The following is a 24,536-nucleotide window of genomic DNA, read 5'->3' as shown; positions in this document are numbered from 1 at the left end:
TCCCAGTAGGCTGAGCCGGTGGCTAGGGAAGGCAGCTCCATCGACAAGACCCTGGCGGTGCTCGAAGCGCTCGCCGAGCACCACCGGGTCACCGACATCGCGGTGGCGACCGGGGTCTCCAAGTCGACCGTGCACCGGATCCTGCAGGCGCTCGTCACCTGGGGATTCGCCCGGCCGGACGGGCTCGGCAGCTACGAGCCCGGCCCGCGCATCCTCACCCTGGCCGGCCGGGTCATGCACCGTTTCGACCCGGCACGGCAGGCGTCCGGGGCGCTGACCGCGCTGCGCGAGACCACCGGATTCACCACGCACTTCGCCATCCGCAGCAACGACGAGGCGGTGTACGTCGACAAGCAGGAAGGGCGCCGGCCGTACCAGATGCCCTCCCGCATCGGGATGAGCGTCGCCCTGCACACCACCGCCATCGGCAAAGCCGTCCTCGCCGAACTCAGCGACTCCGAAGTCCTCGCCATCTGCCGGCGCACCGGCCTGGCCGGCCGCACCCCGCGCACCCTGACCAGCGAGGAAGACCTGCTGACCGACCTGGCCCGGGTCCGCGCGGCCGGCTACGCCGTCGACGACGAGGAGAACGAGCCGGGCATCCGCTGCGTCGGCGCGGCCGTCTTCGACCACACCGGCCAGGTGCTCGGCGGCATCTCCGTGTCCACCCTGGCCATGGACATGGACATGGCCGGTCTGGAACAGCACGCGCCCCAGGTGATCGCGGCGGCCCGCGACGTCTCGGCCGCCCTCGGCGCCGCCGATCAGCCCCAGGTGCCGTCGTCGCGGACCCGGTAGGTGCGCCCCCCGTTGGTGAGCGTCTCCAGAGCCTCCAGATAGGCGTTCGCGACGAACCACTCGCCGGCCTGATCCAGGTCGAAGACGCGGCCCCGCTCGTCGATCGCCAGCACCGACTCGTTGTTGACCCGGCCCAGCGGGAACAGCCGCGCCCCGATCACCGCGCCGAACTCGTGCAGCAGGTCGGCGGTGTGCGCCGCGTTGCCCGGGTAGATCTCGAAGAGCCGCGAGCGCTGGTCGATGCCCGGCGCCCGGCGGCCCACCCCGATCGGGCCGGTGTGCCGGAGCGCGTCGTACACCGCCGGGAACGCCTCGTGGCGGAACTCCTGGCCCTCGACGGCGACGACCGCACCCACCAGCATGTCGGTCTCGGCCGCCCGCAACTCCGGCGGCAGGTCGGTGACCAGGCCGCCGTCGGCCAGTTCCGCGCCGAGCGTGTCGGAGAACCGGGACGGGTCGGGGTTCGGCCGGTCCGGGGCCCGGAAGTGGTGCAGCGCCCCGGTCGACGCCCACGGCATCAGCGACAGCTGGGTGAGAACGAAGGTGCAGCTCTCGCACGGGTCGTTCGGCCGGCCGGCCAGCGGGTCCCCCGGCGCGTGGATCTGCAGCGTCTCGAACGACGACTCCAGGAACAGTCGCCGCGCCTCGTCGAGGGTCAGCGGCGCCTGCCCGGCCAGGTCCCGCCGGTGGTCCACGTCGTGCAGCGCATCCGAGCAGACGATCAGCTCGGCGTGCCGCTCGCAGCCGCGCACCCGCTCCCGCGGCGGCTGCCCGGCCAGCAGCTCCAGCACCAGCCGGTGATGGCCGAGCTTCTGGTCGCCCTTGGCGCCGGTCGCGGAGTGGACCCGGCCGTCCGCGGTGACGTGCGCGGCGACGCTCGGGGCGCCCCGGCGGCGCGCCTCCCGGCGCAGCCGCACCTCGGCGTCGGCGGTCCGGGGCGGCCCGGCGACGTCGTCGCGCCGCGCCCGGTAGTTGGCCGCGACCGCCTCCGACGGCCAGTTCGGCCAGGTCGACAGCCGGCCGGTGGCCCGGTCGATCACCGTCACACCGGCGCCCAGCTCCGGCGCCGGCGTGACGTCCACCGCGGCGATCACGACGACGAAGCCCAGGTCGAACTCCTCGACCGTCGCCCGGTGCGCCCGGCCCGAGTCCAGGGACGCCGCGCGGGCCCAGGCCGCCGCGCTCGCGTCGGCGTCCGCACGAGTGATCACCGTCGGGTCCTCCTGCCAGGGGTGTCCGTCACCATGAGCCGTCGTCCCGGACGCGGCGCGCCGGCAGGCCCGTCACCAGCGCGACCAGCGCCTCGTCCAGGGTCTGCCCGATGAACCACTCACCGCCCTGGTCCAGGGCGAAGACCCGGCCGGATTCGTCGATGGCCAGGACGCCCTCGGCGCGGCCCTCCCGGCCCAGCGGGAACATCCGCGCCCCGACCAGCTCGCCCAGCTCGTGCAGGGAGTCGGCCAGGTACAGCGTGCCGTCCGGCGTGCCGATGCGGAACGGCCGGACCAGCTGGGCGGCGCCGGGCGAACTCCGGTGCGACGTCACCTCATGGAACTCCTCGGCCGCCGCCAGCGCCGGGAACCGTTCCTGCCGGAACTGCTGCCCCGGGATGTCCTCGGCGACCTGCCACAACCGCCGGGCGGCCTCGGCCCGCTCCGCCCGGGTGGCCGGATCCCAGCCGCCGGCGGCGAGCTCCGCCGCCACCTCCGCGGGAAACCGGCCGGGCTCGGGGTCCCGGGCCTGCGGCTCCATGGCGAAGAGCGGGCGCTGCTCCGGGTCGACCGGGACGCCGAGCGCCGCCAGCACGTTCCAGCAGGTGGCACAGAGCGACGCGGGACGGCCGCCGAGCCAGTCGCCGGTCTCCCGGACGTGGAACGTCTCGAACGCGGCCTGGCTCAGCAGGGCCCGGGCGTCGTCGTGGGACAGCGGCGCCCGGTTCCTGCCGGCCTCGTACAGCACGTCGGAGACGACCAGGAGCTCGGCGTGCCGGACCGCGCCGCGAACCGTCATCCGCGGCCCCAGCCGGGCCAGCCGGGCCGCGACCAGCGGATGATGCCGCAGCTCCTGGTCGCCCTTGGCGCCCAGGGCCCGGTACAGCCGGCCGTGCAGCGTGAGATGCGCGGAGACGGCCGGGCTGACCCGCCGGCGCGCGTCGCGACGCAGTTCCACGATCGGATCGGAGGTGCGGTGCGTGCCGATCGCGGTGTCCCGCAGCTCGGTGTACCGCCGGTCCAGCTCCTCCGCCGTCGACGGCGGCCAGTGCGACAGGCGGCCGGTCTCCCGGTCGATGACCGTGGTCACGTCCTCGCCGATCTCGGGACGCGCCGACGACGGCAACTGCATCCACACCGCGTAACCGAGCGCCAGCTCGTCGACACGGGGCGCGCACTCGTAGCCACGCCGCATCGACTGCCGGCGCGCCCAGCCCGCGGCGATCCGCTCCGCCTCGGCCAGCGTGATCATCTGCAGCCGCCCCCTTCGGTCCGTCGCCCTTCGCCCCGCGAGCTTAGAGCCCCCGGCCCACCCGTTGGGGGCAGGCTCGGGTTGATCCCGGCTGGTAGGTTGCTGCAGTCAATTCGCGCGTCCCCGGGGAGACCACCGTGAGCAGACAGGCTGATCGCGACGTGAACCACGCGCTGCGGGCCCGGTTCGACGACGTGGTGTCGCAGTACCAGCGCCTGCGCAGCGGCCTGGACGACATCCAGGAGCGTCTCGCCCGCCTGTCGGTGACTGCCGAGTCCCCGGACGGCACGGTCCGTGTCACGGTCGGCGCCCGCGGCCAGCTCACCGGCCTCAAGTTCGACCGGGAGATCTACCGCCGCGGCGACCCCGACGAGCTGGCCCGCACCGTCCTGCGCACCGTGGAGAAAGCGGTCGCCCAGACCACCGAGCAGGTGCAGGCGATGGTCGGCGAATACCTGCCGGCCGACTCCAGCGCCGCCCGGTTCATGCGCGACAACGACTTCGGCGGCCTCCTCGAACGGCAGGACCGCATCATGCGCGAGGGCGGTGCCCGCGATGAGTGAGCTGAACCTGGACCCCGCGCGGGCCACCATGGGCGGCCGGGACCTGACCGCCGCCGGCCAGGAGCTGATCAGCCTCAACCAGGGCCCGGTCGCCGCGATCAACGCGGCCAGCCAGGCCCAGCCGTGGGGCCGCGACGAGATCGGATCGAAGTTCCAGGAGGGGTACGGGCCCCAGCTGGACCAGTTCGTCCAGGCGTTCGGGAAGATCGCCCCCTACGTCGAGGGACTCGGCGACGCGGTGGTCGCCTCGGTCGAGGACAACGTGAACGCCGACGCGCGGGCCGGGCAGACCGTCAACCAGTCGTACCGGCTCTGATCCATGGCCTTCCTCCCGTCCCCGATCCCGCATCCGTTCGAGTTCTCGCCGTGGGACCTGCCCGGCTGGGCGTACGACGCCCTGGAATGGGTCGTCGGCTTCGACTGGCCCGAAGGCAACGAGAAGCTCGTCTGGGACCTCGCCGACCTGTGGTACGACCTCGGCGCCGCCGTCAAGGTCCCGCAGCAGGACGCCGCGGCCGCCGCCGACACGATCATCGCGGCGTACGGTGGCAGCGGCACCACCATCGACGCCTTCATCAAGGCCTGGAACGACCTCGGCGCCCGCGGCAACCCGGACGCGCCGCTGAACGCGCTGGTCGCCTTCGCCGACGAGATGGGCAACCTGGTCAAAGAGGTCGGCGCGGACATCGAGGCGGCGAAACTCGAGGCCTGGATCGAGCTGGGCCTCTTCGTCGCTGAACTGATCGGCCTCGGCATCACCGTGGTGCTCACCCTCGGCGCCGCGTCGCCGGCCGCCGGTGGGCTGATCGCGGCGACCCGCTTCGCCATTCAGCAGATCTTCAAGAAGCTGATGAAGGAGCTCGCCGAGAAGGCGGCGAAGCAGGCCCTCAAGCAGGCCGGGAAGAACGCCCTCAAGCAGGTCACCACCAAGGCCGGCCTGAAGAACCTCGCCAAGGACGGCCTCCGGGAGGCCAAGGACGAGGCGAAGGAGGAGCTGATCACCAACGCCGCCGTCCAGGGGTACCAGGACGCGGCCGGGCACGACGACTTCAGCGTCGCGGATCTCGGCATGGCCGGGTTGCAGGGCGGCGCGGGCGGGTTCGCCGCGTCGGGCGCCGGGATCGGGGCGAACGGGCGCAGCGGCATCTTCCGCGGCGCCGGCGCGGAGGTCCTCGGCGAGATGGGCGGTGCGGCGGCGGGGCTGCCGTTCGGCGGCGAGATGCCCGGCTGGGAGGACCTCGGCAAGGCGGCGACGTCCGGAGCCACCGGCACCGCGATCGGCAACACCAACCACGACTTCAAAGACCTGGGCAACAGCCTGAACATCGGCGACCTGCCCTCGACCTCGGCGTCCGCGTCGGCCGGGGTCACATCAACTTCCTCTTCCGGTACGCACGGGAGCACCGCCCTGGACAGCCTGGCCGGCGACTCCTCCGGCGGCTCGGCATCTTCCGGCTCCTCATCCTCCGGTGGCTCCTCGTCCTCCGGCTCGTCCTATTCCGGCGGCTCCTCGTCGTCCGGCTCCTCATCCTCCGGCTCCTCATCCTCCGGCCCCTCATCCTCGGGTGGCGGTTCCTCCTCCGAGGGCTCCTCGTCGTCCGGCGGATCCTCGTACTCCGGTGGCTCCTCGTCCGGCGGCGGTTCCTCCTTCGCCGCCGCCGCTTCCCACTCCGACGGCGGCAGCGCGACCAATTTCGCCGCCGCCTCGCACTCCGACGGGGGGAACGCCTCCGCTTCCGCCTCGCACTCCAACACCGCCTCCTCGCATTCCGGCGGTGGCAGCGCAACCTCGGCGAGCGGTGGGTCGCACGGCTCGACGTCCTCCTACTCGTCACCCACAGTCAGCCACACCCCGTCCCACAGCGATGTCAGCCTCTCCTCGTATGCGCCGCCCACGGATGCGCCCACGCAGGGCGGTACCAGTAGCGGGCCGGGCATCAGCCACACGTCGACGGGAGCGCCGTCCGTCAGCACCACAACGGGCGGCAACACCTCCGGCAACGGGCCGATGGCGTTCGCTCCGAACAACGGCAACGGCGGGCCGCTCAACACCAACGTCTCGCTCACCGGTGGTGGCCCGTCGCCGAGCATCACCACGCCGCAGAGCCTGTCCACGCCCACGACGGCGAGCGTGAGCAGCCCGAGCATCGCTCCCAGCACGAGCACCCCCAGCACTCCTAGTACCAGCACCCCCAGCACCACCACTGCCGGTACCAGCACTGCGAGTACCACCACTGCCGGCACCACGGCGCCTTCGACCACGGCGACCGGCAACACCTCCACCGCATCGCCTACTACTAGTTCCGGCACTACCACTTCCGCCCCTACTACGTCGGCCACTACCTCGAGCACGACGGCACCGTCGAAGACGTCGCCGGATACCACCAGCGCCACGCCGCAGACGCCCGCGGTTCAGCCGGCCGCCGACCAGGGGCGGCAGGATCCCGGTCAGCCCGCGCCCGGCACCTCGCCGGTCCCGCCGAGCCTGCCGTGGCGGACGCACACCGACGACCAGGCCGAGCAGGCGTACTTCAACCAGTTCCCGCAGAACAAGAAGGACGTCGAGGACTACCTGGTCAACCGGAGCCTGCAGCAGCACGACGCGGCCATCGTCCGGCTCCAGCAGCTGCAACAGCAGGCCCAGCACCACGCGAACCTGGCCGCGCAGGCCCAGGACTGGAACGCCCGCAGCCATTACCTGGGGCTGGACTCGCAGTACCAGAACCAGGAACGGGACGCGTGGCGACGCCGTAACTTCGCCGAGTCCGTCGAACGGAACCGGCTGCACACCAGCGCGGCGCATCAGCTCACCGTGCCGGCCGAATTCCAGCGGGCCAACTGGGACGGCGGCGCCGCCGTCTCCGACCAGCCGATCCACCACAACGACCAATCGGCGCTGACCGGCGGAACCCATCCGCCGAACGCCCGTACCCTGCGGAAATACGGTGTCCGCGGCGGCCTCCGGATGCCGCTCGCGCAGCACCAGCTGGACCTTGAGCACGCCGTACCGTGGAAGAACGGCAAACCGGAACGCACCCCGGACCCGCGCGGCCCGCTGTTGCGGTTCATGAACGACGGCGGCCCGACCGCCGACCCGACCCGCGGCGTCAACTGCCTCGACGTCGCCCTGTCGTTCTTCGAGACGTTCTTCCACGGCCGCCCGACGGTGGGTGCCCCGCGGACCTTCGACGCGCTCCTGTTCGGCCGGAACGATCCGCACGTCGGCGAGACCGGCGGCGACCTGCGCGCCGAGGACGTCACCGGCAGCCGGTTCACCGAGGCGTCACCCGACGTCCGGGGCATGTCCGGCGCCCAGGCGAAAGCCGAGATCGACAAGGGTTTCCAGCAGATCGTCGACACCCTGCTGCTGGGCGGCCACGGCTCCACCGCGGTCATCGTCAACATCTGGCAGAGCAACGGCGCGCACGCGTGGAACGCCGTCAACTACCACGGCACGATCATCTTCCTCGACCCGCAGATGGCGGTGTACGCCGAGGCGAACGGCAACAACCCGAGCCCGAACCCGTTCCTGTACGGCCACGACGGCAACCCTGCCAACAAGTCCAACGTCGTGCAGATCAACGCCCTGATGGTCGACGGTCAGGGCAACCCGATGTCGATCCCGAACACGCAGGGCTCCCGGTTCTACGGTCACAAGGGCACGCCGCCACCGCCGCCACCGCTGGCCTACCAGCAGCAGCAGATCCAGGCGCTGCAACAGGCGAACGCGCCTCAGCCGCCTCCGCCGGCTCCCCCGGGCCCGGTCCCGCCGCAGCCTCCCGTCACGGTGCAGCCCTCCGTCACCGTGCAGCCCCCCGTCACCGTGCAGCCCCCCGTCACCGTGCAGCCCCCCGTCACCGTGCAGCCGCAGCCGCCGGTCCAACCGCAGCCCCCGGTCACGCCGCAGCCGCCTGTCCAGACGCAGCCGCAGGTCACGCCGCAGCCGCCGGTCACGCCGCAGCCGTTGGTGGATACACAGCCGTCGCCGGCTGTCGACGTCGAGCCCTCACCGGACCCGCAGCCGATTTCGGACCCTGAGCCGCAGCCCGAAACGGACCCGCAGCCGGAGCGCGAACCGCAGCCGGTTTCGGATACGGAGCCGGAGAAGGAACCGAAGCCGGAGCCGAGGGTCGACCTCGCAACGGACGGGCCGACGACGGAGCCCGCGCCGGTTCAGGACAGCTCCCCCCGTACCGAGAAGGAAAAACCGGCCCCGCCGCCTGCGCCGCTGAGGCGCCGGGATGTCGACCCCCTCGCGGTTCTCAACGCGCTGACCATGGACCTCCCGGTGAACGTCGACCCGGGTCCGCCGCAGGACCCGAATCCGCGGGACACCGCTCTCCAGGACCCGAAACCTCGGGACGCCGCTCCCCGGGACCCGAAGCCGCAGGACGCCGCTCCCCGGGACCCGAAGCAGCAGGACACCACTCCCCGGGACCCGAAGCAGCAGGACACCGCTTTCCGGGACCCGAAGCCGCGGGATGCCACGGACGACGTCGACCTTGCGGCGACGGACAAGGCCGCGCCGCAGCCGGCGGTCGATGCGGAGCAGGCCCGTGCGGAACGAGCGGCCCGCGAAGAATACGGAATCCATCTCCGTCACACCCGGCAGCAGATCGCCACCCGCTGGCGGGACCGGTACTCCGCTGACCTGCGCAAGAGGGCCGGTTACCAGAGGAACGACGCCGAGAGTCTCGCGGTCGGGCTCCGGAAGGCCACCGACGAGGGCAACCACGGCCTCGCCGACTCGTTCGCGCGCGACATCGAGGAGGCGTTGCGTAACGCCGACGAATTCGATGACAAGGCGCGGGCGTTCGAGAACGGGTTCGGCGACATGGGCGACGTCCCGCTCCATTTCACGGATTGGGAGGATGCCAACACCGACCTGGGCGAACTCATGTTCGGCCCGGTCGAGAGCGACGATCGTTCCGCGCTGACCGGCGACGACAACCCGCCCCCGATCGAGACGACCCGCCGTTACAACGAGCGGGGCGGCCTCCGCCAGCCGCTGGCGGTCCACCAGCTCGACCTGGAACGCGCGATGCCGCGCGACGAGAACGGCGACTACGTCCGGCACGCCGACCCGCGCGAGGGCGAATGGTTCGGCCTGCAGAACGACGGCGGCGCCGAAGCCGACCCGACCCGCTCGAACAATTGCGGCGACAACGTCCTGGCCTTCTACGAGACGTGGATGCACGCCCGCCCCCGGGTGTCCGCCGCGCGCACCTTCGACGGCTTCCACCACGGCGACCCGAACCTGCCGATGGGCGCCGAGAAGGGCGTCACCGCCCGCATGGAGAAGACCGCGGGCGGCAAGTTCGAGGGCCTGGTCAACGTCGACCTGCACGATCCCGAGCTGGCCCGGGAGAAGGTGCAGCTCGCCCACAACCGCCTCAAGAACCACCTGTTGAGCCTGGGGCCGGGCGCTTTCGCTTTCGTCAAGACCCAGGACATGGCGGGCCGTACCCACTCGATCGCCATGGTCAACAAGGACGGCGAGATCCTCTACGCCGACCCGCAGACCCGCAATCTCCAGGCCGACCACCCGTTCCAGACCCACACCGGCCAGGCCGTGTCCTCCGACCTGGTCCGCATGGACGCCATCACGGTCGACGGCCAGGCCCGCCACCGCCCTCTCTCCACCGGCGACGGCCCCTTCATCGCCGCCGAACCCGAGGGAAAGAAGTCCAAGGCCAAGATCAAGGAATGGCCTTTCGCGATCTCGCCGGCTTTCGAACAGGATCCGTACCACCCGGACGTGGTCGAACAGCGGAAAGGAGAGATAGCCGATCTTTGGTCCAAGACCTCGAAAGAGGTGCACGATACCGTCCTGGGTATCGAACAGGGCCGGGTCGAACAGCGCGTCAGCGATGGCGAACCAGATTGGTTCAAGGCGGAGGGCCACGGAGGAAAGCGCAGTCCCTGGTATAAGGCGACTATCTTCACAGGAGTGCAGCATGTCCCCGGAGGCTCCAAGACCCGTGTACTCGTAAGAGCCGACGGCGTCGTCGGCTTCATCTATGACCATAAATACCACCTTGCGGTCAACGTATACGGTCTGGTGAAGCTTCCTCAACGCTACGTCGCACCACCACCGGAATGGGGTCAGTAGACAGTGAACCTCAAGGAATCATTGAGCAGTGCGGGGCTGTTGATACTGGAAGACTGCGACGACCCGGGTCCTGTCATCCCGGCTATTATTACAGGCCAGGCCCCTAGCTACCCCGCCGCAGAACGCTTGAGCTGGGCTTCGACATATTTCACGGATCCCCGATTGCACGAGAAAGCGAATTCTGACTGGTACCGGATATCGGTTGAAGCAGGTCTGTTCACCGAGACCGATCGGCGTTTCCTGTTGGCCCACCTGGAGAGCGATGGTCTTTCGAAGTGGATATGCGTCGAGCTGCAGGAAACCTGGGACATCATGGGGAAGGGCGCAGCCGGAATTCTCGGTAGCAGTTGGTGCCATCCGGAGTTTCGATTCTTGTCACTGGACGGATCCGTGCTCGTGTCCTCGACCACGGGCGAATCAGCCCTGGACACTTTCGCAGCAAAGAACCCGGATCGCTCATCCTACCTCGCCAGATATGCGGCATGGTACGCCACACTCGAAGACATCCACCCCGAGGAGGTAACCGCGATCCAACGCTGGCTCGAGCGGATCCGATACGTCGACTCGTGAAGGAGGCGCCTCCGACCGTGGGCGACACGGGAGCAATTCGTGCCGTGCTGATCGGCGCACGAGTTCAGGGATTGGGCCGGGCCGCCGGCATGGGTGTCCTCGAGCTTTCCGGACCGAATGGCGAGGATATCGGCATTCACCTTCAGTGCCCGTTCCGCGTGCAGACAGATGATGTCGTCGTTGTCGGGACGCGGGACATGGAATACGGCCTCAAGGGTTCCGGACCGAAAGCTTTCGAAAATTCTGCCACGATCTACGATGAGCGCGCCAGACTTCTGTCAGAATTACTCGAGCACAAGCCGCACACCATCAACGAAGTTCACGTCAGTAAGTTGGGAGACCTCACTCTTGAATGGCTTCCCAAGTATTCTTTGACGACCTATATCGACACTTCCGGGCGTATTGAATCCTGGCGGGTGCTGGTGAAAGGCGGCGAGCACCATGTCTTCCCGGCCGAGACATCCGATTCCTCGAAGCAGGAATGAAGGAAGGTCGAGGTGACGGCGGCAGTGTTCGAAGTTCCGTCGGAACAAGATCTCGAGGAGGTATGTCTCGCCGTCGGCGGCTACGTGCATCAGCTCGATGAGGGTGCCAGGATGCTGGCGTGGTCGACCGGGTCCGGCTCCGGGGAGATCACGTTCGACGTCTTGGGGCGGAGCGTTCGGGTTTCGGTCCGGGACCTTGCGGGAGACCGGGTCGTGGAGATCTTCCGGGAGGGTGCCTTCCGGCTTGCGTTCGACCATGACTTTGCCTCATGCCGGGCCGTCGTGAGCTTCAGCGCCGAGGAACTGGCGGGCGAACTGCGCATCCATCTGACACCCAAGATCGCCGTTCGCGACTCGATGCTTCTCACCTAGCGAACGCACCATGAGCATCTCCGGCCCGTTCATCGACCTGCCCGGCGCCAAGATCAAGAGCATGTCGCCTCGGAGGCCGTTTCGCCGCTGCCTGTTCCTGGCAACTTTGGAAGGGATGGAGAAGGCTCATGGAAGCGACGGCTCCGTCGCTGGGTACCGGGTATTACGAGGATGAGTTCGCGACTGCGGTTCGGGGCCTCCATTGAAACCGGAAATCGAGAAGGCTCTCCGCGCGGCAGGGCTCGTGCTGCTGGATGACTATGGCGATCCCGGTCCGGTCATTCCTGCGCTCGTGACCGCGCAGGCGCCCAGTTATCCGGTGGCGGAACGCTGGGGTTGGGCGGCGACGTACTTCACCGATCCGATGCTGCACGGCAAGGCGAACGCCGACTGGTACCGGCTCTCGCTGGGTGCGGGTCTCTTCACCGAAACGGACCGGCGTTTCCTCATGGCTCATCTCCGCCACGAGGGTGGTCCGGCGGATCGGCTCTGCCTGGAGTTGCAGGAGGACTGGGACATCATGGGAAAGGGTGCGGCCGCGCTGCTCGGCAGTGGGTGGTGCCGGCCGGAATTCCGGTTCCTGTCGCTCGACGGCTCGGTGCTCGTCTCCTCGACCACGGGAGAGGAGTTACTGGATACCTTCGCCGCGAAAGAACCCGATCGGTCGTCGCACCTGCCCCGGTTAGCGGCATGGCTGGCGGACTTCGAAGACACTCATCCGCACAACGTGGTCGCCATGCGCCGGTGGCTCGAGCGCGTTCGGCAGGGCTCCGAGCGAGGCAAATGGGATTGGACTCGTCCGAACGGCATCTGCTATGGGATGGAATCGAGGGCTTCACCGGGCTGTGGCACGGTACGGCTGATCTCCATAGCCACCACGGCTTGGGGAGTGTTGATGGAGCGTAGGGCGTTCGTCGAGTGGGTGCGGGTGGCGAGCGGGAAGCTGGTGTGGGCTGCCCGGAAGGGGATGGTGGGCTCGTCGAGGTGGCGTATGTCGAACGTGCGGGTGAGCTGATCGAGGCGCGCCTGCACTGCGACGCCTGCGGGACCGAGACCTGGGCACGGATGCCGCCGCGGCTCTCCGATGAGCAGCGGGCGATGGTACGGCGCGTCTAACGGGCGGCCGGCATCAGATGCCGGGTGGTGAAGTCCGGGGTCGGGGTCGGCTTGCCGAAGTAGTAGCCCTGGGCGTAGTGGTAACCGAGGTCCCGCAGGTACGTGGCCTGGTCGGCGGTCTCGACGCCTTCGGCCACCGCGCGCAGGCCCAGGCCGGTCGTCACGTGGATCAAGGCGTCGACGATGACGGCGCGGCCGGTGGGGGCGCTGATCTCGTCGACGAAGGATTTGTCGACCTTCAGGACGTCGACGGGGACGGTGCGGAGCAGGCCCAGGGACGAGTGGCCGGTGCCGAAGTCGTCGAGGGCGATCCGGATTCCGGCGTCGTGCAGGGACTCGACGGCCTCGATGGCGGTGCCGCCGCCGAAGATGGCGGTCTCGGTGACCTCCACCAGCAGGTCGCCGGGGGTCAGGCCGGTCTCGGTGAGGATCGTGGTGACGACGGCGGGGAAGCCGGGTTCGCTCAGCTGGCGGGCGGAGACGTTGACGCTGATGTAGCGCGGGGCGTCCGAGCCCAGGTCGCGGCGCCACGAGGCCAACTGCTCGCAGGAGGTACGCATCACCCACTCCCCCAGTTCGACGATGAGGCCGTTGTCCTCGGCGACGGGGATGAACGAGACGGGGCTGACCGGGCCGCGTACCGGATGGTCCCAGCGCACCAGGGCTTCAACAGCGACCGTGGCGCCGTCGTGGAGGTCGATGATCGGCTGGTAGACGACGCGGAAGTCGCCGTCGTCGAGGCTGTGCCGCAGGTCGGCGCCGAGCCGTTCCACCGCTTCGGCGCGTTCGTCCAGCTCGGGCGCGTATTCGACGATCTGGCCGCCGGTCGCCTTGGCCGCGTAGCGAGCGGTGTCCGCCCGCCGCACCAGCTCGGCCGCAGCCGCGAAGTCCGAGGAAGCGAGGGCGGAGGAAGAGAAGGCAGCGGAGGAGAGGGCAGAAGAGGAAGGGAAGGCCGCGGGAGAAGGCGGAACGGAGACGGAAGCGGAGGAAGCGGACGGGGCCGGGGTGAAGGGGGCGGCGGCGACGCCGAGGCGGGCGGTGAGGAGGAGTTCGTGCTCACCGGCGTGTACGGGGTGGCGCAGCACCTCCAGCAGCCGGCCGGCGAGGGCCGGGCCGTCGCCGGGCTCGGTGTCGCAGGCGAGGACGGCGAACTCGTCGGCGCCCATCCGGGCGGCCACGTCGCCGTCGCGGATGTTGCGGCGCAGCAGGGTGGCGACGGCGATCAGGGCCTGGTCGCCGACCGAGCGGCCGAGACGGTCGTTGATGTGCTTGAAGCCGGCCAGGTCGATCATGATGAGGTGGCAGGGGGCGGTGGCGACCGCGGCGGCGGCGCGCTGTTCCAGGTCGCGGCGGTTGGGCAGGCCGGTGAGGTCGTCGCGCATGGCCAGGTCGCGGAGCTGGCGGGCCTGGCTGTCGACGCGGGAGATGTAGCCGTGCATGCGGGTGGCGACGAGCACGAACAGGGCCATCGAGCCGACCGCGACGGCCTCCCAGCTCATCCGGTCGCCGCCGTGTTCGCCCTGGACCAGCAGGATCGCGGGGACGAGCAGGGTGGAGGCGGTGAGCACGAGGAGCCGGCTGCGGCCGAGGGTGTCCCGGTCGCCGGTGACCGGTTGCGCCATCGACGGGTGCGCGGCGGCGGCGGCCCAGCAGGTGTACGCCAGCAGGTACCCGGCGTACAGGATGGTGGGTGGCAGCAGCGTGGGCAGCAGGGTGTAGACGGTGTTCCCGGCGAGGGTGAGCGCGCTGCCCGCGGTGAGCAGCCACAGGCTGGGGCTGCGCGGCCCGCGCCGGAGCAGGATCGGCACGATCACGGCGCAGAGCAGCACGCCGGTGGTGGGGTAGCCGGCGGTGACGAGCCGGGTCAGCAGGGGCGCGCTCGTGTCGGCGAGGATCGGCTCGATCAGGAACGTCCAGTAGACGATGCCGAGCCCGACCGCGATGATCGCCGAGTCGAGGACGCCGCGTTCGACGAAGCGTTCCCGGGTGAGCCGGAACAGGGCGACCGTCAGCATCGGGTAGGCGCCCAGGTAGAACGCGTCGGCCCAGGACGGGTAGGCGAGGGTGCCGGTCAGCGCCTGGACGGCGTAAATGACGTCGCCGGCGACCCAGGTGGCGACGCCGGCGGCGAACAGGTACCAGAAGCCGGCGGCGGCCGGGCGGTTCCGCCGGGCGCCGGCGACCATGACGGCGCAGGAGAGCGCCGAGAACAGCGTGGAGACGATGACGGACGCCCAGCCGTACGGCAGCATCGCGTACGCCGTCGCCGCCACCAGCCCGCATCCCAGCCAGATCACCCATCTCGACCGCACGTCTGACCTTTCGGCCGCGGCCGGCGGAATTTGAGCACTCAAGTTTCCCGGTGTCCCGCCGATCTGAAGCTGTCCGACAGTTCGCGCGGGGAGAAGGCAATGGTGGACAGGAACAGGCGGCTGGCGTCCCGGGTCTGCCTGGCGCTCTTCGGGGTGGCGACGGCGTTGTTCGCGGTCACCCTGGTGCACCCGGCCGGACCGGCGTGGCTGTTGTGGGCGACGATCCCGGTCAGCGGGCCGCTGGTGTCGGTGGCGTTCTGGTCGGTGTCGCGCAATCCGGCGCTGCCGGCTCCGACACGGCGGTTCTGGCGGCACCTGACGCCGGTTCCGCTGCTGGTGGTGGCGGGGCAGACGGCGCAGGCGGCCGATGTCCTGGCGAATCCGGGGGCGCGTACCTCGTACACCGGACCCGGGATGTTGATCTTCGATGCCCTGGCCCTGGTCTGCCTGATCCATGCGCTGATCCGCCTGCCGTCCGGGGACAGCCGGCCGGGCGCCGGCGCGCGGGTGGCGATGGACGCCGGCATCGTGGCGCTGGCCGCGGCGGTGTTCATCTGGCATTTCGGCACCCGGCAGGCGCTGGCCGCCGGGGTGACGCCGGAGCTGCTGGTCTCGCTGGCGCTGTCGGTGCTGGCGATCCTGAGCGTGTTCGCGCTGGCCAAGGCGGTGATCTCGGACTATTCCGCGATCGATTCCCGGGGCCTGCGGATGCTCGCGGTGTGTGTGCTGGTCGGCACGCTGGCGCCGATGCTGCAGCCGCTGGTGGCGGCGGCCGACGAGCGGCTGTTCATGGCGCAGCTGTACATGCCGTTGATCTGCCTGCTGGCGGCGCGGGCCGCGGAGGCGCAGTGGGGCACGCCGGCGCCGCGGGTGAAGTCCGCCAAGCGGCCGTACAGTGTGCTGCCCTATGCGGCGGTGGCGGCGGTCGACGCGCTGCTGCTGGTCAGCGCGTGGCGGGGCTCCGAGGATCTGGTGGCGGTGGCGTTCACCGCGGTGGCGCTGACCGCGGTGGTGGCGGTCCGGCAGATGACGGCGCTGCGCGACAACAGCCGGCTGCTGGAGCGGCTGGACCATCAGGCGTCGCACGACGCGCTGACCGGTCTGGCGAACCGGGCGTTGTTCCAGCGGCGTCTCGACGCGTTGTGCGACCACGGTGACGCGCATGTGGCGCTGCTGGACCTGGACGGGTTCAAGGCGGTCAACGACACGTACGGCCACGAGGCGGGCGATCTGCTGCTGACCCGGGTGGGCACGGCGCTGACCGGGGCGGTCCGGCCCGGGGACACCGCGGCCCGGCTGGGCGGCGACGAGTTCGTGCTGCTACTGCCGGGCACCACCTGCGCGGAGGCGGCGGCGGTCGCCGACCGGGTGGTGGCCGGGCTGCACGACCCGGTGCTGCTGGGCGGCCGGAAACTGCACATCCGGGCGAGCATCGGCATCGCGTGCGGCCCGCGGGCGGGGCTGCTGCGAGAGGCGGACACTGCGATGTACGCGGCCAAGCGCATCCCGGGTTCGCGGCATCTGCACCACGACAAGGACAGCGCCCGCGCCGCCTGAAACGTCACACGGGCCGGCGGCGGGGCGCGATCCGGAGGTCGGATTCGATCGCGGCGGTGGTCGCCAGCAGCGGCGGCAGCAGCCGTTCCCGGATCTCGCCGACGGTGGCGCGGGCGGCGTGCACCGAGATGTTGACGGCGCCGGTGATCCGCCCGGTGCGGTCGCGGATCGGCGCGGCGATGGCCCGCAGCCCTTCCTCGAGCTCCTGGTCGACGACCGCGTGGCCCCGCACGCGAACCTGGTCGAGTTCGGCGCGCAGCGCGTCCGCGGTGTACAGGGTCCGGTCGGTGAGCGGCGTCAGCTCGGCCCGGTCCAGGTACGCGGTGAGTTCCGCCTCGGGCAGGCCGGCGAGCAGGACCCGGCCCATCGATGTCGCGTACGCCGGGAACCGGGTGCCGACGTTGATCGCGACGCGCATGATCCTACTTGTCGGGACACGGGCGACATAGACGATGTCGTCACCGTCGAGCACCGACATGGACGAGGACTCGCGCACCTCCGCCACGAGGCGCTCCAGGTGCGGCTCGGCGACCTCCGGCAGGGACAGGCCGGAGAGGTACGAATACCCCAGCTCGAGCACCCGGGGGGCCAGCGAGAACAGCCTGCCGTCGGTGCGCACGTAGCCCAGGTCGGCCAGGGTGAGCAGGAACCGGCGGGCTGCCGCGCGGGTCAGGCCGCAGGCCCGGGCGACGTCACTGAGGGTCAGTGCGGAGTGATGAGCGTCGAACGCCCGGATCACCGCGAGTCCGCGTTCCAGCGACTGGACGTAGTACGGTTCGCGCGGCATCAGATGATCGATCCGGATCGTTGACGTGACACGGAGCACATCATAGCGTTCTCGATGAGAACTCACGTTCGTCATGCGCACACATTTCGAAGGAGTAAATATGCGGCGTCTACTCGCGGGGCTGACCGCGGCCGTGCTCGCCGGCTCGCTGGCGGCCTGTGGCTCGTCGGGTGACTCGGGCACGGAGGGCGGCGTGGACCAGGTCAAGGTCGGCGTCATCCCGATCATCGACGTGGCCCCGATCTACCTGGGCCAGTCGAAGGGCTTCTTCAAGTCCCGCAACATCGAGCTCACCCTCGAGGCCGGGCAGGGCGGCGCCGCGATCCTCCCCGCTGTCACCAACAACCAGCTCCAGTTCGGCTTCAGCAACCTGACCTCGCTGATGATCGCCCAGTCCAAGGACATCCCGGTCAAGGCGATCGCCGCGGGCGCCTCCTCGACCGGCGAGGCCGGCAAGGACTTCGGCGCCGTGGTGGTGAAGGGCGACAGCTCGATCAAGACCGCCAAGGACCTGACCGGCAAGAAGATCTCGGTGAACACGCTGAAGAACATCGGCGACACCGTCACCCGCGACTCGGTGCGCAAGGCCGGCGGCGACCCGGCGTCGCTGAACTTCGTCGAGATGGGCTTCCCGGCCATGCCGGCGGCGCTCGCGGAGGGTCAGGTCGACGCGGCCTGGGTGGTCGAGCCGCAGCTGTCCGCGATCAAGGCCGCCGGTGGCCGTGAGGTCGCCTCGACCTTCGTCGACGCCGCGCCGAACCTGACCGTCGCCGCGTACTTCACCTCGCAGAAGCTGGCCGCCGACGACGCCGACCTGGTCAAGCGGTTCACCGAGGCGATCAACGAGTCGCTGACGTACGCCGACGCCCACCCCGACGAGGTGCGCGCGATCCTCGGCACCTACACCAAGATCGACGAGAAGCTGCGCGCCGCCGTGGTCCTGCCGAAATGGCCGACCCAGATCAACGAGGCCTCCGTGCAGACCATCGCCGACCTGGGCAGCAAGGACGGCATCTTCACCAAGGCGCCGGACCTGGAGAAGCTCCTCCCGTGACGACCGCCCGTCGCGGCAACCCGGCCGGTGACACCGCGCTCCTCGGTGTCGCCGGCCTGGCCGGGTTGCTCCTCATCATCGAACTGATGCCGCGGCTGGGCCTGGTCGACGAACGGTTCCTGCCGCCCGCCAGCCGGATCGGGGCGGCGCTGGCGCAGGAGGCCGCCAGCCCCGCGTTCTGGGCGGCGCTGTCCGACACGCTGATCGCGTGGGCGATCGGCCTGGCTCTCGCGGTCGCGGCCGGCGTGCTGGCCGGGATCGTGATCGGGTCGGTGCCGGTGCTGCGGGCGCTGACCGCGTCCACCGTGGAGTTCCTGCGGCCGATCCCGTCGGTGGCGCTGATCCCGCTGGCGGTGCTGCTCTACGGCACCGATCTGGCGTCCACCCTGCTGCTGGTCTGCTACGCGGCGTTCTGGCAGGTGCTGGTGCAGGTGCTGTACGGGGTCGCCGACGTCGACCCGGTCGCCTTCGAGACGGCGCGCAGTTTCCGGTTCTCCGCCTGGGCCCGGATCCGGCACGTGCTCTGGCCGACCGCCCTGCCGTACGTGTTCACCGGTGTCCGGCTCGCCGCGTCGGTCGCCCTGGTCCTGGCGATCACCGCCGAGCTGGTGATCGGGTCGCCCGGCCTGGGCCGGGAGATCGCCGTGGCACAGGCGTCCGAGGCGGTGCCCACCATGTACGCGCTGATCGTCGTCACCGGCGTCCTCGGCGTGCTGATCAACCTGCTGACTCGTACCGGCGAGCGCCGCCTGCTCGCCTGGCACCAGTCGGTACGGGGCGAGGTACCCGTCTGATGACCGTACTCAGAAAGCTCGTGTTCGCTCTTGCTCTTCCGGCCGTGCTCTTCGGGGCCTGGTGGGTGCTCAGCGCCGGCAGCGAGTCCTACTACGCTCCCCCGCTGTCCGAGATCCTCGCCGTCTTCCCGGCCACCTGGACGCCGGCGCAGCTGGAGTCCGAGGTCGTGCCCAGTCTGCTGCGGCTGTTCGCGGGCTACCTGCTGGCGGCCCTGCTCGGCATCGGCGCGGGCCTGGCGATCGGCCTGAACCGGCGGCTGCGGGCCGTCGTGGAACCGGTCCTGGAGTTCTTCCGGGCCATCCCGCCGCCCGTCCTCGTCCCGGTGATCATGCTGTTCGCGGGCATCGGCGACACCATGAAGGTGATCGTCATCGTCTTCGGGTGCATCTGGCCGATCCTGCTCAACACGGTGGAGGGCGTCCGCGCGGTGGACGGCGTGGTGCTGGAGACCGCCCGCTCGTACGGGGTGACCGGCACCGCCCGGCTCACCCGCGTCATCCTGCCGTCGGCGAGCCCGCAGATCGCGGCCGGACTGCGCCAGGCGCTGTCCATCGCGATCATCCTGATGGTGATCAGCGAGATGTTCGCGGCCAGCAACGGCCTCGGCTTCACCATCGTGCAGTTCCAGCGCGGCTTCGCGATCCCGGAGATGTGGAGCGGGATCATCCTGCTCGGCCTGCTCGGCTTCGTGCTGTCGCTGCTCTTCCGGCTCGCCGAGCGGCGGGCGTTGCGGTGGTACGAGGGCCTGCGCGCGGCGCAGCGATCCGGCTGAGGGGGCGAGGATGCTCGAAGTCACAGGGCTGCGGAAGGTCTACCAATCCGGCGGCAGCGCGGTGGAGGCGCTCCGCCACCTCACGTTCACCGTGGACAGCGGTGAGCTGGTCTGCCTGGTCGGCCCGTCCGGCTGCGGCAAGACCACCCTGCTGCGCTGCCTGGGCGGCCTGCTCGCGCCGACCGCCGGCGACGTGCGGGTCGACGGGAGGACGGTCGACGGGCCGCCGGAGGGCATGGCGGTGGTGTTCCAGGAGTACGGGCGCAGCCTGTTCCCCTGGATGAACGTGCGCGACAACGTGGAACTGCCGCTCAAGCAGAAGAAGGTGCCGAAGAGCCGCCGGCGGGAGCTGGTGGAGGAGGCCCTGGACGCGGTCGGGCTGACCGGGACCGCGGCGGCGTACCCCTGGCAGTTGTCCGGCGGCATGCAGCAGCGGGTGGCGATCGCCCGGGCCGTCGCGTACGAGCCGCGGACGCTGCTGATGGACGAGCCGTTCGCGGCGGTCGACGCGCAGACCCGCGCCGACCTGGAGGACCTGGTCCGGCAGCTGTGGCAGCGGCTCGGGGTGACGATCCTGTTCGTCACCCACGACATCGACGAGTCGGTCTACCTCGGGCAGCGGGTGGTGATGCTGTCGTCGTCGCCGACCGTCGTGCAGGACGAGCTGATCGTCGACCTGCCGGACGCGCGCGACCAGCTCGGCACCCGGGCCGATCCCCGGTTCATCGAGCTGCGGACCCGCGTCTACGAACAGATCCAGGCCGCGAAGAAGAACGCCGGCCAGTGAGGGGTGGCCCGGGCGGTTCACACCGCCCGGGCCGTTTCATCAGCGCGGGCCGATCTCCGCACGGAACTCGTCAGCGGCGCCGACCTTCGCGAAGGTCTTGGCGGCCGTCGGGTCCGGCTGCGGGTTGGGCTCGCACTTCTTGTCCGAACGGTTGCCACGCACCCGGTCCGGCAGCGCGCCGGTGGCCAGGTAGGCGGCGATCGTGTCGTCGGTGCACGCCACGCCGTTCAGCGAACCGGAGTGGGTGGTGCCGCCGACGCCCTCGACCAGCACGGACTTCGGGAACCGCGAACGGACCTCGAGCGCACCCTCGAACGGGGTGGCCGCGTCCTCGGTCTCACCGATCAGCAGGATCGGCGGGATCTTCTTGCCGTTGATCTCGACCGGCTTGCCGGCCTTGGCGCCCCAGTTAATGCAGGGCGCGTTGTACCAGGCGTTGTTCCACGTGATGAACGGGTACCTGAGGTGGACCGCCCAGTTGTCACGCTGCCACGTCGACCACTTCGTCGGCCACTGCACATCGGTGCACTGGACACCCAGGTAGACGGCGTAACCGTTGTCGGAGCCGGGCGCGCCGGGCGTGCCGAAGAGCTCCAGCAGCGGGGCGGCGTCCTTCTCGTTGACCCAGGCCGAGAACGCCGTCGCGACGTCCTCCCAGCCGTAGACGTAGTAGCCGGCCTGGACGAAGACGTCGTTCCACTCGTCCGGGCCGATCTTCCCGGCGGCCGGGTTCTTGATCAGGGAGTACAGCGTGGTGTAGTACTTGCGCTTCACTTCCTTGGCGGTCTTGCCCAGGTGGTAGACCGCGTCGTACTTCGCGATCCAGCCGAAGTAGACGTCCATGTTCTGGTCGAACTGGATGTCCTGGTCCAGGTTGGCCTTGTACCAGACCCGCTCCGGGTTGACCACGCCGTCGAACACGAACCGGCGGACCCGGTCCGGGTGCAGGGTGGCGTAGACCTGACCGAGGTAGGTCCCGTACGAGAAGCCGTAGTAGTTGATCTTGTCAGCGCCGAGGGCCTTGCGCAGGCTCTCCATGTCCGCGACGGTGTCGGTGGTCTTCAGGTGGTCGAGCAGCGCCCCACCGGCCTTGTCGCAGGCTTCCGCGTACCCCTTGGCCTTCGCCAGCCAGGTCTTCTCCAGTTGCCGGGTGACCGGCACGTAGAACGGCCGGTTGTAGCCGGTGTAGTTCGGGTCGCAGGTGAGCGCCGGCACGCTGGAACCGACGCCACGCGGGTCGAAGCCGATCCAGTCGTAGTAACCGCCCGCGCCGTCCGGCACGAACTCGCCGAGCACCGGCAGGCCCAGCCCGGAGCCGCCGGGGCCGCCCGGGTTGGTGAGCATGACGCCCTGGTACTCGGCGTCGCTCGACTTGTGCTTGATCCGGGACACCGCGATCTTGATCTTGGTGCCCTGGGGCTTGCCGTAGTCGAGCGGCACGACCAGGAAACCGCACTGGGCGCCACGGGACGCCAGGCTGGCCCGCGTACAGGTCCCCCAGTCGATGGGTGGCGGGGTGTAACCGGGCGCCTTGGCCGGCGCCTTGGGCGCGGCCGAAGCCGCGACCGGGACCACCCCGGCGCCGATCAGCAGACCGACGGATGCGGCGATGGTGGCCGCCAGGATTTTTCGCATCCCTTGCCTTCCGTTGTCGAGCCGTCCTCCCGCCCGTTCCGGTCGCGGTGGCGACCGGCGCGAGCCTCGGACGATCCCCCGCATGCTAACCATCAAGCCATGCACATGCCTCACATCCACGGCGGTAGGTACCGATTGATATGAACGTGTGGACGCATGTCGATGCGATGCTCGGGCGATCCGTTCCCCGCTTTCCAGTTCGCAGAGGAGAACCCGTGCGAGCACTCCCGCTCATCGGCGCGACGGCGCTGGTCGCCGTCATCGGCGCCGCGAGCCCGGTCCAGGCGCAGGCAGCGGCCGCGGCGCCGGACATCTCGGTGGCCAACGTCAAGGCGCACCTGGCCCAGTTCCAGAGCATCGCGACCGCCAACGGCGGCAACCGGGCGCACGGCCGGCCCGGCTACCTGGCCTCGGTCACCTACGTGAAGGGACTGCTCGACGCGGCCGGGTTCACGACCACCCAGCAGTCGTTCACGTACAACGGCGCGACCGGGTACAACCTGATCGCGGACTGGCCGGGCGGCGACACCAGCGACACCCTGATGATCGGCGGGCACCTGGACAGCGTCACCGCGGGCCCGGGCATCAACGACAACGGGTCCGGGTCGGCGGGCATCCTGGAGGTGGCCCTGCAGGTCGCCCGATCCGGCTTCCAGCCGGACCGGCATCTGCGATTCGGCTGGTGGGGCGCGGAGGAGCTGGGTCTGCGCGGTTCCACGGCGTACGTCAACTCGCTGTCCAGCGCCCAGAAGGCCGCCATCACCGGGTACCTCAACTTCGACATGATCGGCTCGCCGAACCCGGGCTACTTCCTGTACGACGGGGACAACTCCGACGGCACCGGCGCGGGTCCCGGCCCGGCCGGCTCGGCACAGATCGAGTCGACCCTCGCGGCGTACTTCACCTCGATCGGCGTGCCGACCCGCGGCACCGACTTCGACGGGCGCAGCGACTACGGCCCGTTCATCGCCGCGGGCATCCCGGCCGGCGGCATCTTCACCGGCGCCGAAGGCACCAAGACGTCCGCGCAGGTCTCGCTCTGGGGCGGCACGACCGGCCGGTTCGACCCCTGCTACCACGCGTCCTGCGACACCACGTCGAACATCAACGACACCGCGCTGGACCGCAACTCCGACGCCATCGCGTACACCGTCTGGACGCTCGCCGACGGCGGCACCACCACGCCGCCCGGCCAGACCGTCTGGTCCGACGGCCTGGAGACCGCGACCGGCTGGACCGCCGGCACGTCCGACACCGCCACCTCCGGCCGCTTCGAGCGCGGCGACCCGGCCGCCACCAGCAGCTCCGGCGTCACCACCCAGCTCGGCACCACCGCCGGCGGCACGTACGCCCTGGTGACCGGGGCCAGCGCCGGAGCCAGCGCGGGCGCCAACGACCTGGACGGCGGCATCAGCACGATCACCTCCCCGGCGATCACCCTGCCCACCGGCACGCTGACGCTGAACCTGTCCTGGTACCTCGCGCACCTCAACAACGCCACCAGCGCCGACTACCTGCGGGTGCGGGTGGTGTCCGGGACGACCACGACGACGGTGCTCAGCCAGACCGCGTCGGCGGCCAACAAGGCGGCCGCCTGGACCACTGCCACGGCAAACCTTTCGGCGTACGCGGGACAGACGATCCGCCTCCAGGTGGAAGCCGCCGACGCCGGGACCGCTTCGCTCGTCGAGGCGGCAGTCGACAACCTGTCGATCACCCGTTCCTGACCGCTTGCGGAACGTCCCGCCCGCCGATTCAGCCCCGGCGGGCGGGAACCCTCAGCTTCACGCGTGCCCGGCCGATCAGGCACCACAGTCCCCGCCCCGGCCGACGAAGGAGCACGCCCATGACGCAGCCCGCCGGATGGTATGCCGATCCGAGCGGCCTGCCGGCGCGACGCTGGTGGGACGGCAGGCAGTGGACCGACCACATCCAGCCGGGCGGCCCCCCGACCCCGCCGCCGAACGGCTACTTCCCGCCGGTCCCGCCGAGCGGCCCGGCAGTTCCGGGCCCGCACACCGTCCCGCCGCTTTACGTGAGCCAGCACGCGGGGCCGCCGGCCCGGCAGTTCACCCTAGCGCCGCAGCCCGGGACACCGACCGGCCCCTCCACGATGCGGCCGGTCGACGCGTTCTCCGAACCGCTCGCCCTCGCGACGCCGCTGCCGGTCGCCGCCGCCCCGGACGGGCACGCGGCGTGGCGGCGGGTCGCCGGCCCGGTCGTCCTGGCCGTCATCGCCGCCCTGGTCCTGGCTCTGACCGCGTTCATCCTGCTCCGCTGACCCCCACTTCAGCGTGTGGAGTTGCGGCGCACATAGCGGCCGAACTCCACACGCTGAAAGCAAGACCCAGCGTGTGG

The 24,536-nt window shown here is 70.3% G+C and carries 20 protein-coding genes; 15 read left to right on the top strand and 5 right to left on the bottom strand.

Annotated features, from left to right (window positions below; genetic code table 11):
• The first annotated feature begins 18 nt into the window (after positions 1-18).
• On the top strand, positions 19-798 hold the full coding sequence (locus ACZ3II_RS18450) for an IclR family transcriptional regulator (RefSeq protein ID WP_465518863.1): 780 nt from the start codon (positions 19-21) through the stop codon (positions 796-798).
• Here the strand turns inward: ACZ3II_RS18450 and ACZ3II_RS18445 are convergent.
• Positions 765-2,009, bottom strand: coding sequence for an SUKH-3 domain-containing protein (locus ACZ3II_RS18445; protein WP_465518862.1), 1,245 nt, complete (start codon positions 2,007-2,009; stop codon positions 765-767). The genes ACZ3II_RS18450 and ACZ3II_RS18445 overlap by 34 nt on opposite strands.
• A 28-nt stretch (positions 2,010-2,037) precedes the next feature.
• Positions 2,038-3,261, bottom strand: a complete 1,224-nt coding sequence (locus tag ACZ3II_RS18440) for an SUKH-3 domain-containing protein (RefSeq protein ID WP_465518861.1) — start codon at positions 3,259-3,261, stop codon at positions 2,038-2,040.
• A 137-nt stretch (positions 3,262-3,398) separates the two neighbouring features.
• On the opposite strand from ACZ3II_RS18440, the gene ACZ3II_RS18435 reads away from it, so the two are divergent.
• The 7 genes from ACZ3II_RS18435 (at position 3,399) to ACZ3II_RS18405 (ending at position 12,378) form a co-directional block, all read left to right on the top strand.
• Entirely contained in the window at positions 3,399-3,824 is a 426-nt protein-coding gene (locus ACZ3II_RS18435) for a YbaB/EbfC family nucleoid-associated protein (RefSeq protein ID WP_465518860.1), read from the top strand.
• On the top strand, positions 3,817-4,140 hold the full coding sequence (locus ACZ3II_RS18430) for a hypothetical protein (protein WP_465518859.1): 324 nt from the start codon (positions 3,817-3,819) through the stop codon (positions 4,138-4,140). The genes ACZ3II_RS18435 and ACZ3II_RS18430 overlap by 8 nt, the downstream gene beginning before the upstream one ends.
• Positions 4,141-4,143: 3 nt before the next feature.
• Positions 4,144-9,936 (top strand): toxin glutamine deamidase domain-containing protein, encoded by a 5,793-nt coding sequence (locus ACZ3II_RS18425; protein WP_465518858.1) that lies wholly within the window; start codon positions 4,144-4,146, stop codon positions 9,934-9,936.
• 3 nt (positions 9,937-9,939) lie between these two features.
• A complete protein-coding gene (locus tag ACZ3II_RS18420; protein WP_465518857.1) occupies positions 9,940-10,506 on the top strand; it encodes a hypothetical protein in 567 nt (188 codons plus the stop codon).
• 17 nt (positions 10,507-10,523) lie between these two features.
• The gene (locus ACZ3II_RS18415) at positions 10,524-10,991 is read left to right on the top strand and encodes a hypothetical protein (RefSeq protein WP_465518856.1); all 468 of its coding nucleotides are present in this window, start codon (positions 10,524-10,526) and stop codon (positions 10,989-10,991) included.
• 12 nt (positions 10,992-11,003) lie between these two features.
• A complete protein-coding gene (locus ACZ3II_RS18410; RefSeq protein WP_465518855.1) occupies positions 11,004-11,363 on the top strand; it encodes a hypothetical protein in 360 nt (119 codons plus the stop codon).
• A 244-nt stretch (positions 11,364-11,607) separates the two neighbouring features.
• Positions 11,608-12,378 carry a hypothetical protein gene (locus ACZ3II_RS18405; RefSeq protein WP_465518854.1) on the top strand — a complete coding sequence of 257 codons (771 nt, stop codon included), beginning with the start codon at positions 11,608-11,610 and terminating at the stop codon, positions 12,376-12,378.
• Positions 12,379-12,475: 97 nt separating this feature from the next.
• Here the strand turns inward: ACZ3II_RS18405 and ACZ3II_RS18400 are convergent, their stop codons facing one another.
• Positions 12,476-14,731: a putative bifunctional diguanylate cyclase/phosphodiesterase gene (locus tag ACZ3II_RS18400; protein WP_465518931.1), complete on the bottom strand. Its 2,256-nt coding sequence runs from the start codon at positions 14,729-14,731 to the stop codon at positions 12,476-12,478.
• A 162-nt stretch (positions 14,732-14,893) separates the two neighbouring features.
• Between ACZ3II_RS18400 and ACZ3II_RS18395 the strand changes: the two genes are divergently transcribed.
• The gene (locus tag ACZ3II_RS18395; protein WP_465518853.1) at positions 14,894-16,348 is read left to right on the top strand and encodes a diguanylate cyclase domain-containing protein; all 1,455 of its coding nucleotides are present in this window, start codon (positions 14,894-14,896) and stop codon (positions 16,346-16,348) included.
• 4 nt (positions 16,349-16,352) lie between these two features.
• On the opposite strand, the gene ACZ3II_RS18390 is transcribed toward ACZ3II_RS18395, so the two are convergent.
• Entirely contained in the window at positions 16,353-17,135 is a 783-nt protein-coding gene (locus ACZ3II_RS18390) for an IclR family transcriptional regulator domain-containing protein (protein WP_465518852.1), read from the bottom strand.
• Positions 17,136-17,235: 100 nt separating this feature from the next.
• Here ACZ3II_RS18390 and ACZ3II_RS18385 point away from each other — a divergent pair, with 100 nt between their 5' ends.
• From ACZ3II_RS18385 to ACZ3II_RS18370, 4 genes are read left to right on the top strand one after another with little or no spacing between them, the layout of a single operon-like run.
• A complete protein-coding gene (locus ACZ3II_RS18385; protein WP_465518851.1) occupies positions 17,236-18,189 on the top strand; it encodes an ABC transporter substrate-binding protein in 954 nt (317 codons plus the stop codon).
• Complete coding sequence (locus tag ACZ3II_RS18380) at positions 18,186-18,983, top strand: ABC transporter permease (RefSeq protein ID WP_465518850.1); 798 nt, start codon at positions 18,186-18,188, stop codon at positions 18,981-18,983. The genes ACZ3II_RS18385 and ACZ3II_RS18380 overlap by 4 nt, the downstream gene beginning before the upstream one ends.
• On the top strand, positions 18,983-19,756 hold the full coding sequence (locus ACZ3II_RS18375; RefSeq protein WP_465518849.1) for an ABC transporter permease: 774 nt from the start codon (positions 18,983-18,985) through the stop codon (positions 19,754-19,756). Before ACZ3II_RS18380 ends, ACZ3II_RS18375 begins: the two co-directional genes overlap by 1 nt.
• A gap of 10 nt (positions 19,757-19,766) precedes the next feature.
• The gene (locus ACZ3II_RS18370) at positions 19,767-20,543 is read left to right on the top strand and encodes an ABC transporter ATP-binding protein (protein ID WP_465518848.1); all 777 of its coding nucleotides are present in this window, start codon (positions 19,767-19,769) and stop codon (positions 20,541-20,543) included.
• A gap of 39 nt (positions 20,544-20,582) precedes the next feature.
• Here the strand turns inward: ACZ3II_RS18370 and ACZ3II_RS18365 are convergent, their stop codons facing one another.
• A complete protein-coding gene (locus tag ACZ3II_RS18365; protein ID WP_465518847.1) occupies positions 20,583-22,178 on the bottom strand; it encodes an alpha/beta hydrolase in 1,596 nt (531 codons plus the stop codon).
• 167 nt (positions 22,179-22,345) lie between these two features.
• On the opposite strand from ACZ3II_RS18365, the gene ACZ3II_RS18360 reads away from it, so the two are divergent.
• Both ACZ3II_RS18360 and ACZ3II_RS18355 read left to right on the top strand, forming a co-directional pair.
• The gene (locus ACZ3II_RS18360) at positions 22,346-23,905 is read left to right on the top strand and encodes a M28 family metallopeptidase (RefSeq protein WP_465518846.1); all 1,560 of its coding nucleotides are present in this window, start codon (positions 22,346-22,348) and stop codon (positions 23,903-23,905) included.
• Positions 23,906-24,024: 119 nt separating this feature from the next.
• Positions 24,025-24,459, top strand: a complete 435-nt coding sequence (locus ACZ3II_RS18355) for a DUF2510 domain-containing protein (protein WP_465518845.1) — start codon at positions 24,025-24,027, stop codon at positions 24,457-24,459.
• Positions 24,460-24,536 lie beyond the last annotated feature (77 nt).

Source organism: Actinoplanes sp. NPDC019969 (assembly GCF_055562375.1).
Note: the sequence above shows the minus strand (reverse complement) of the source record. Positions and strands in the feature narration are given on the sequence as shown.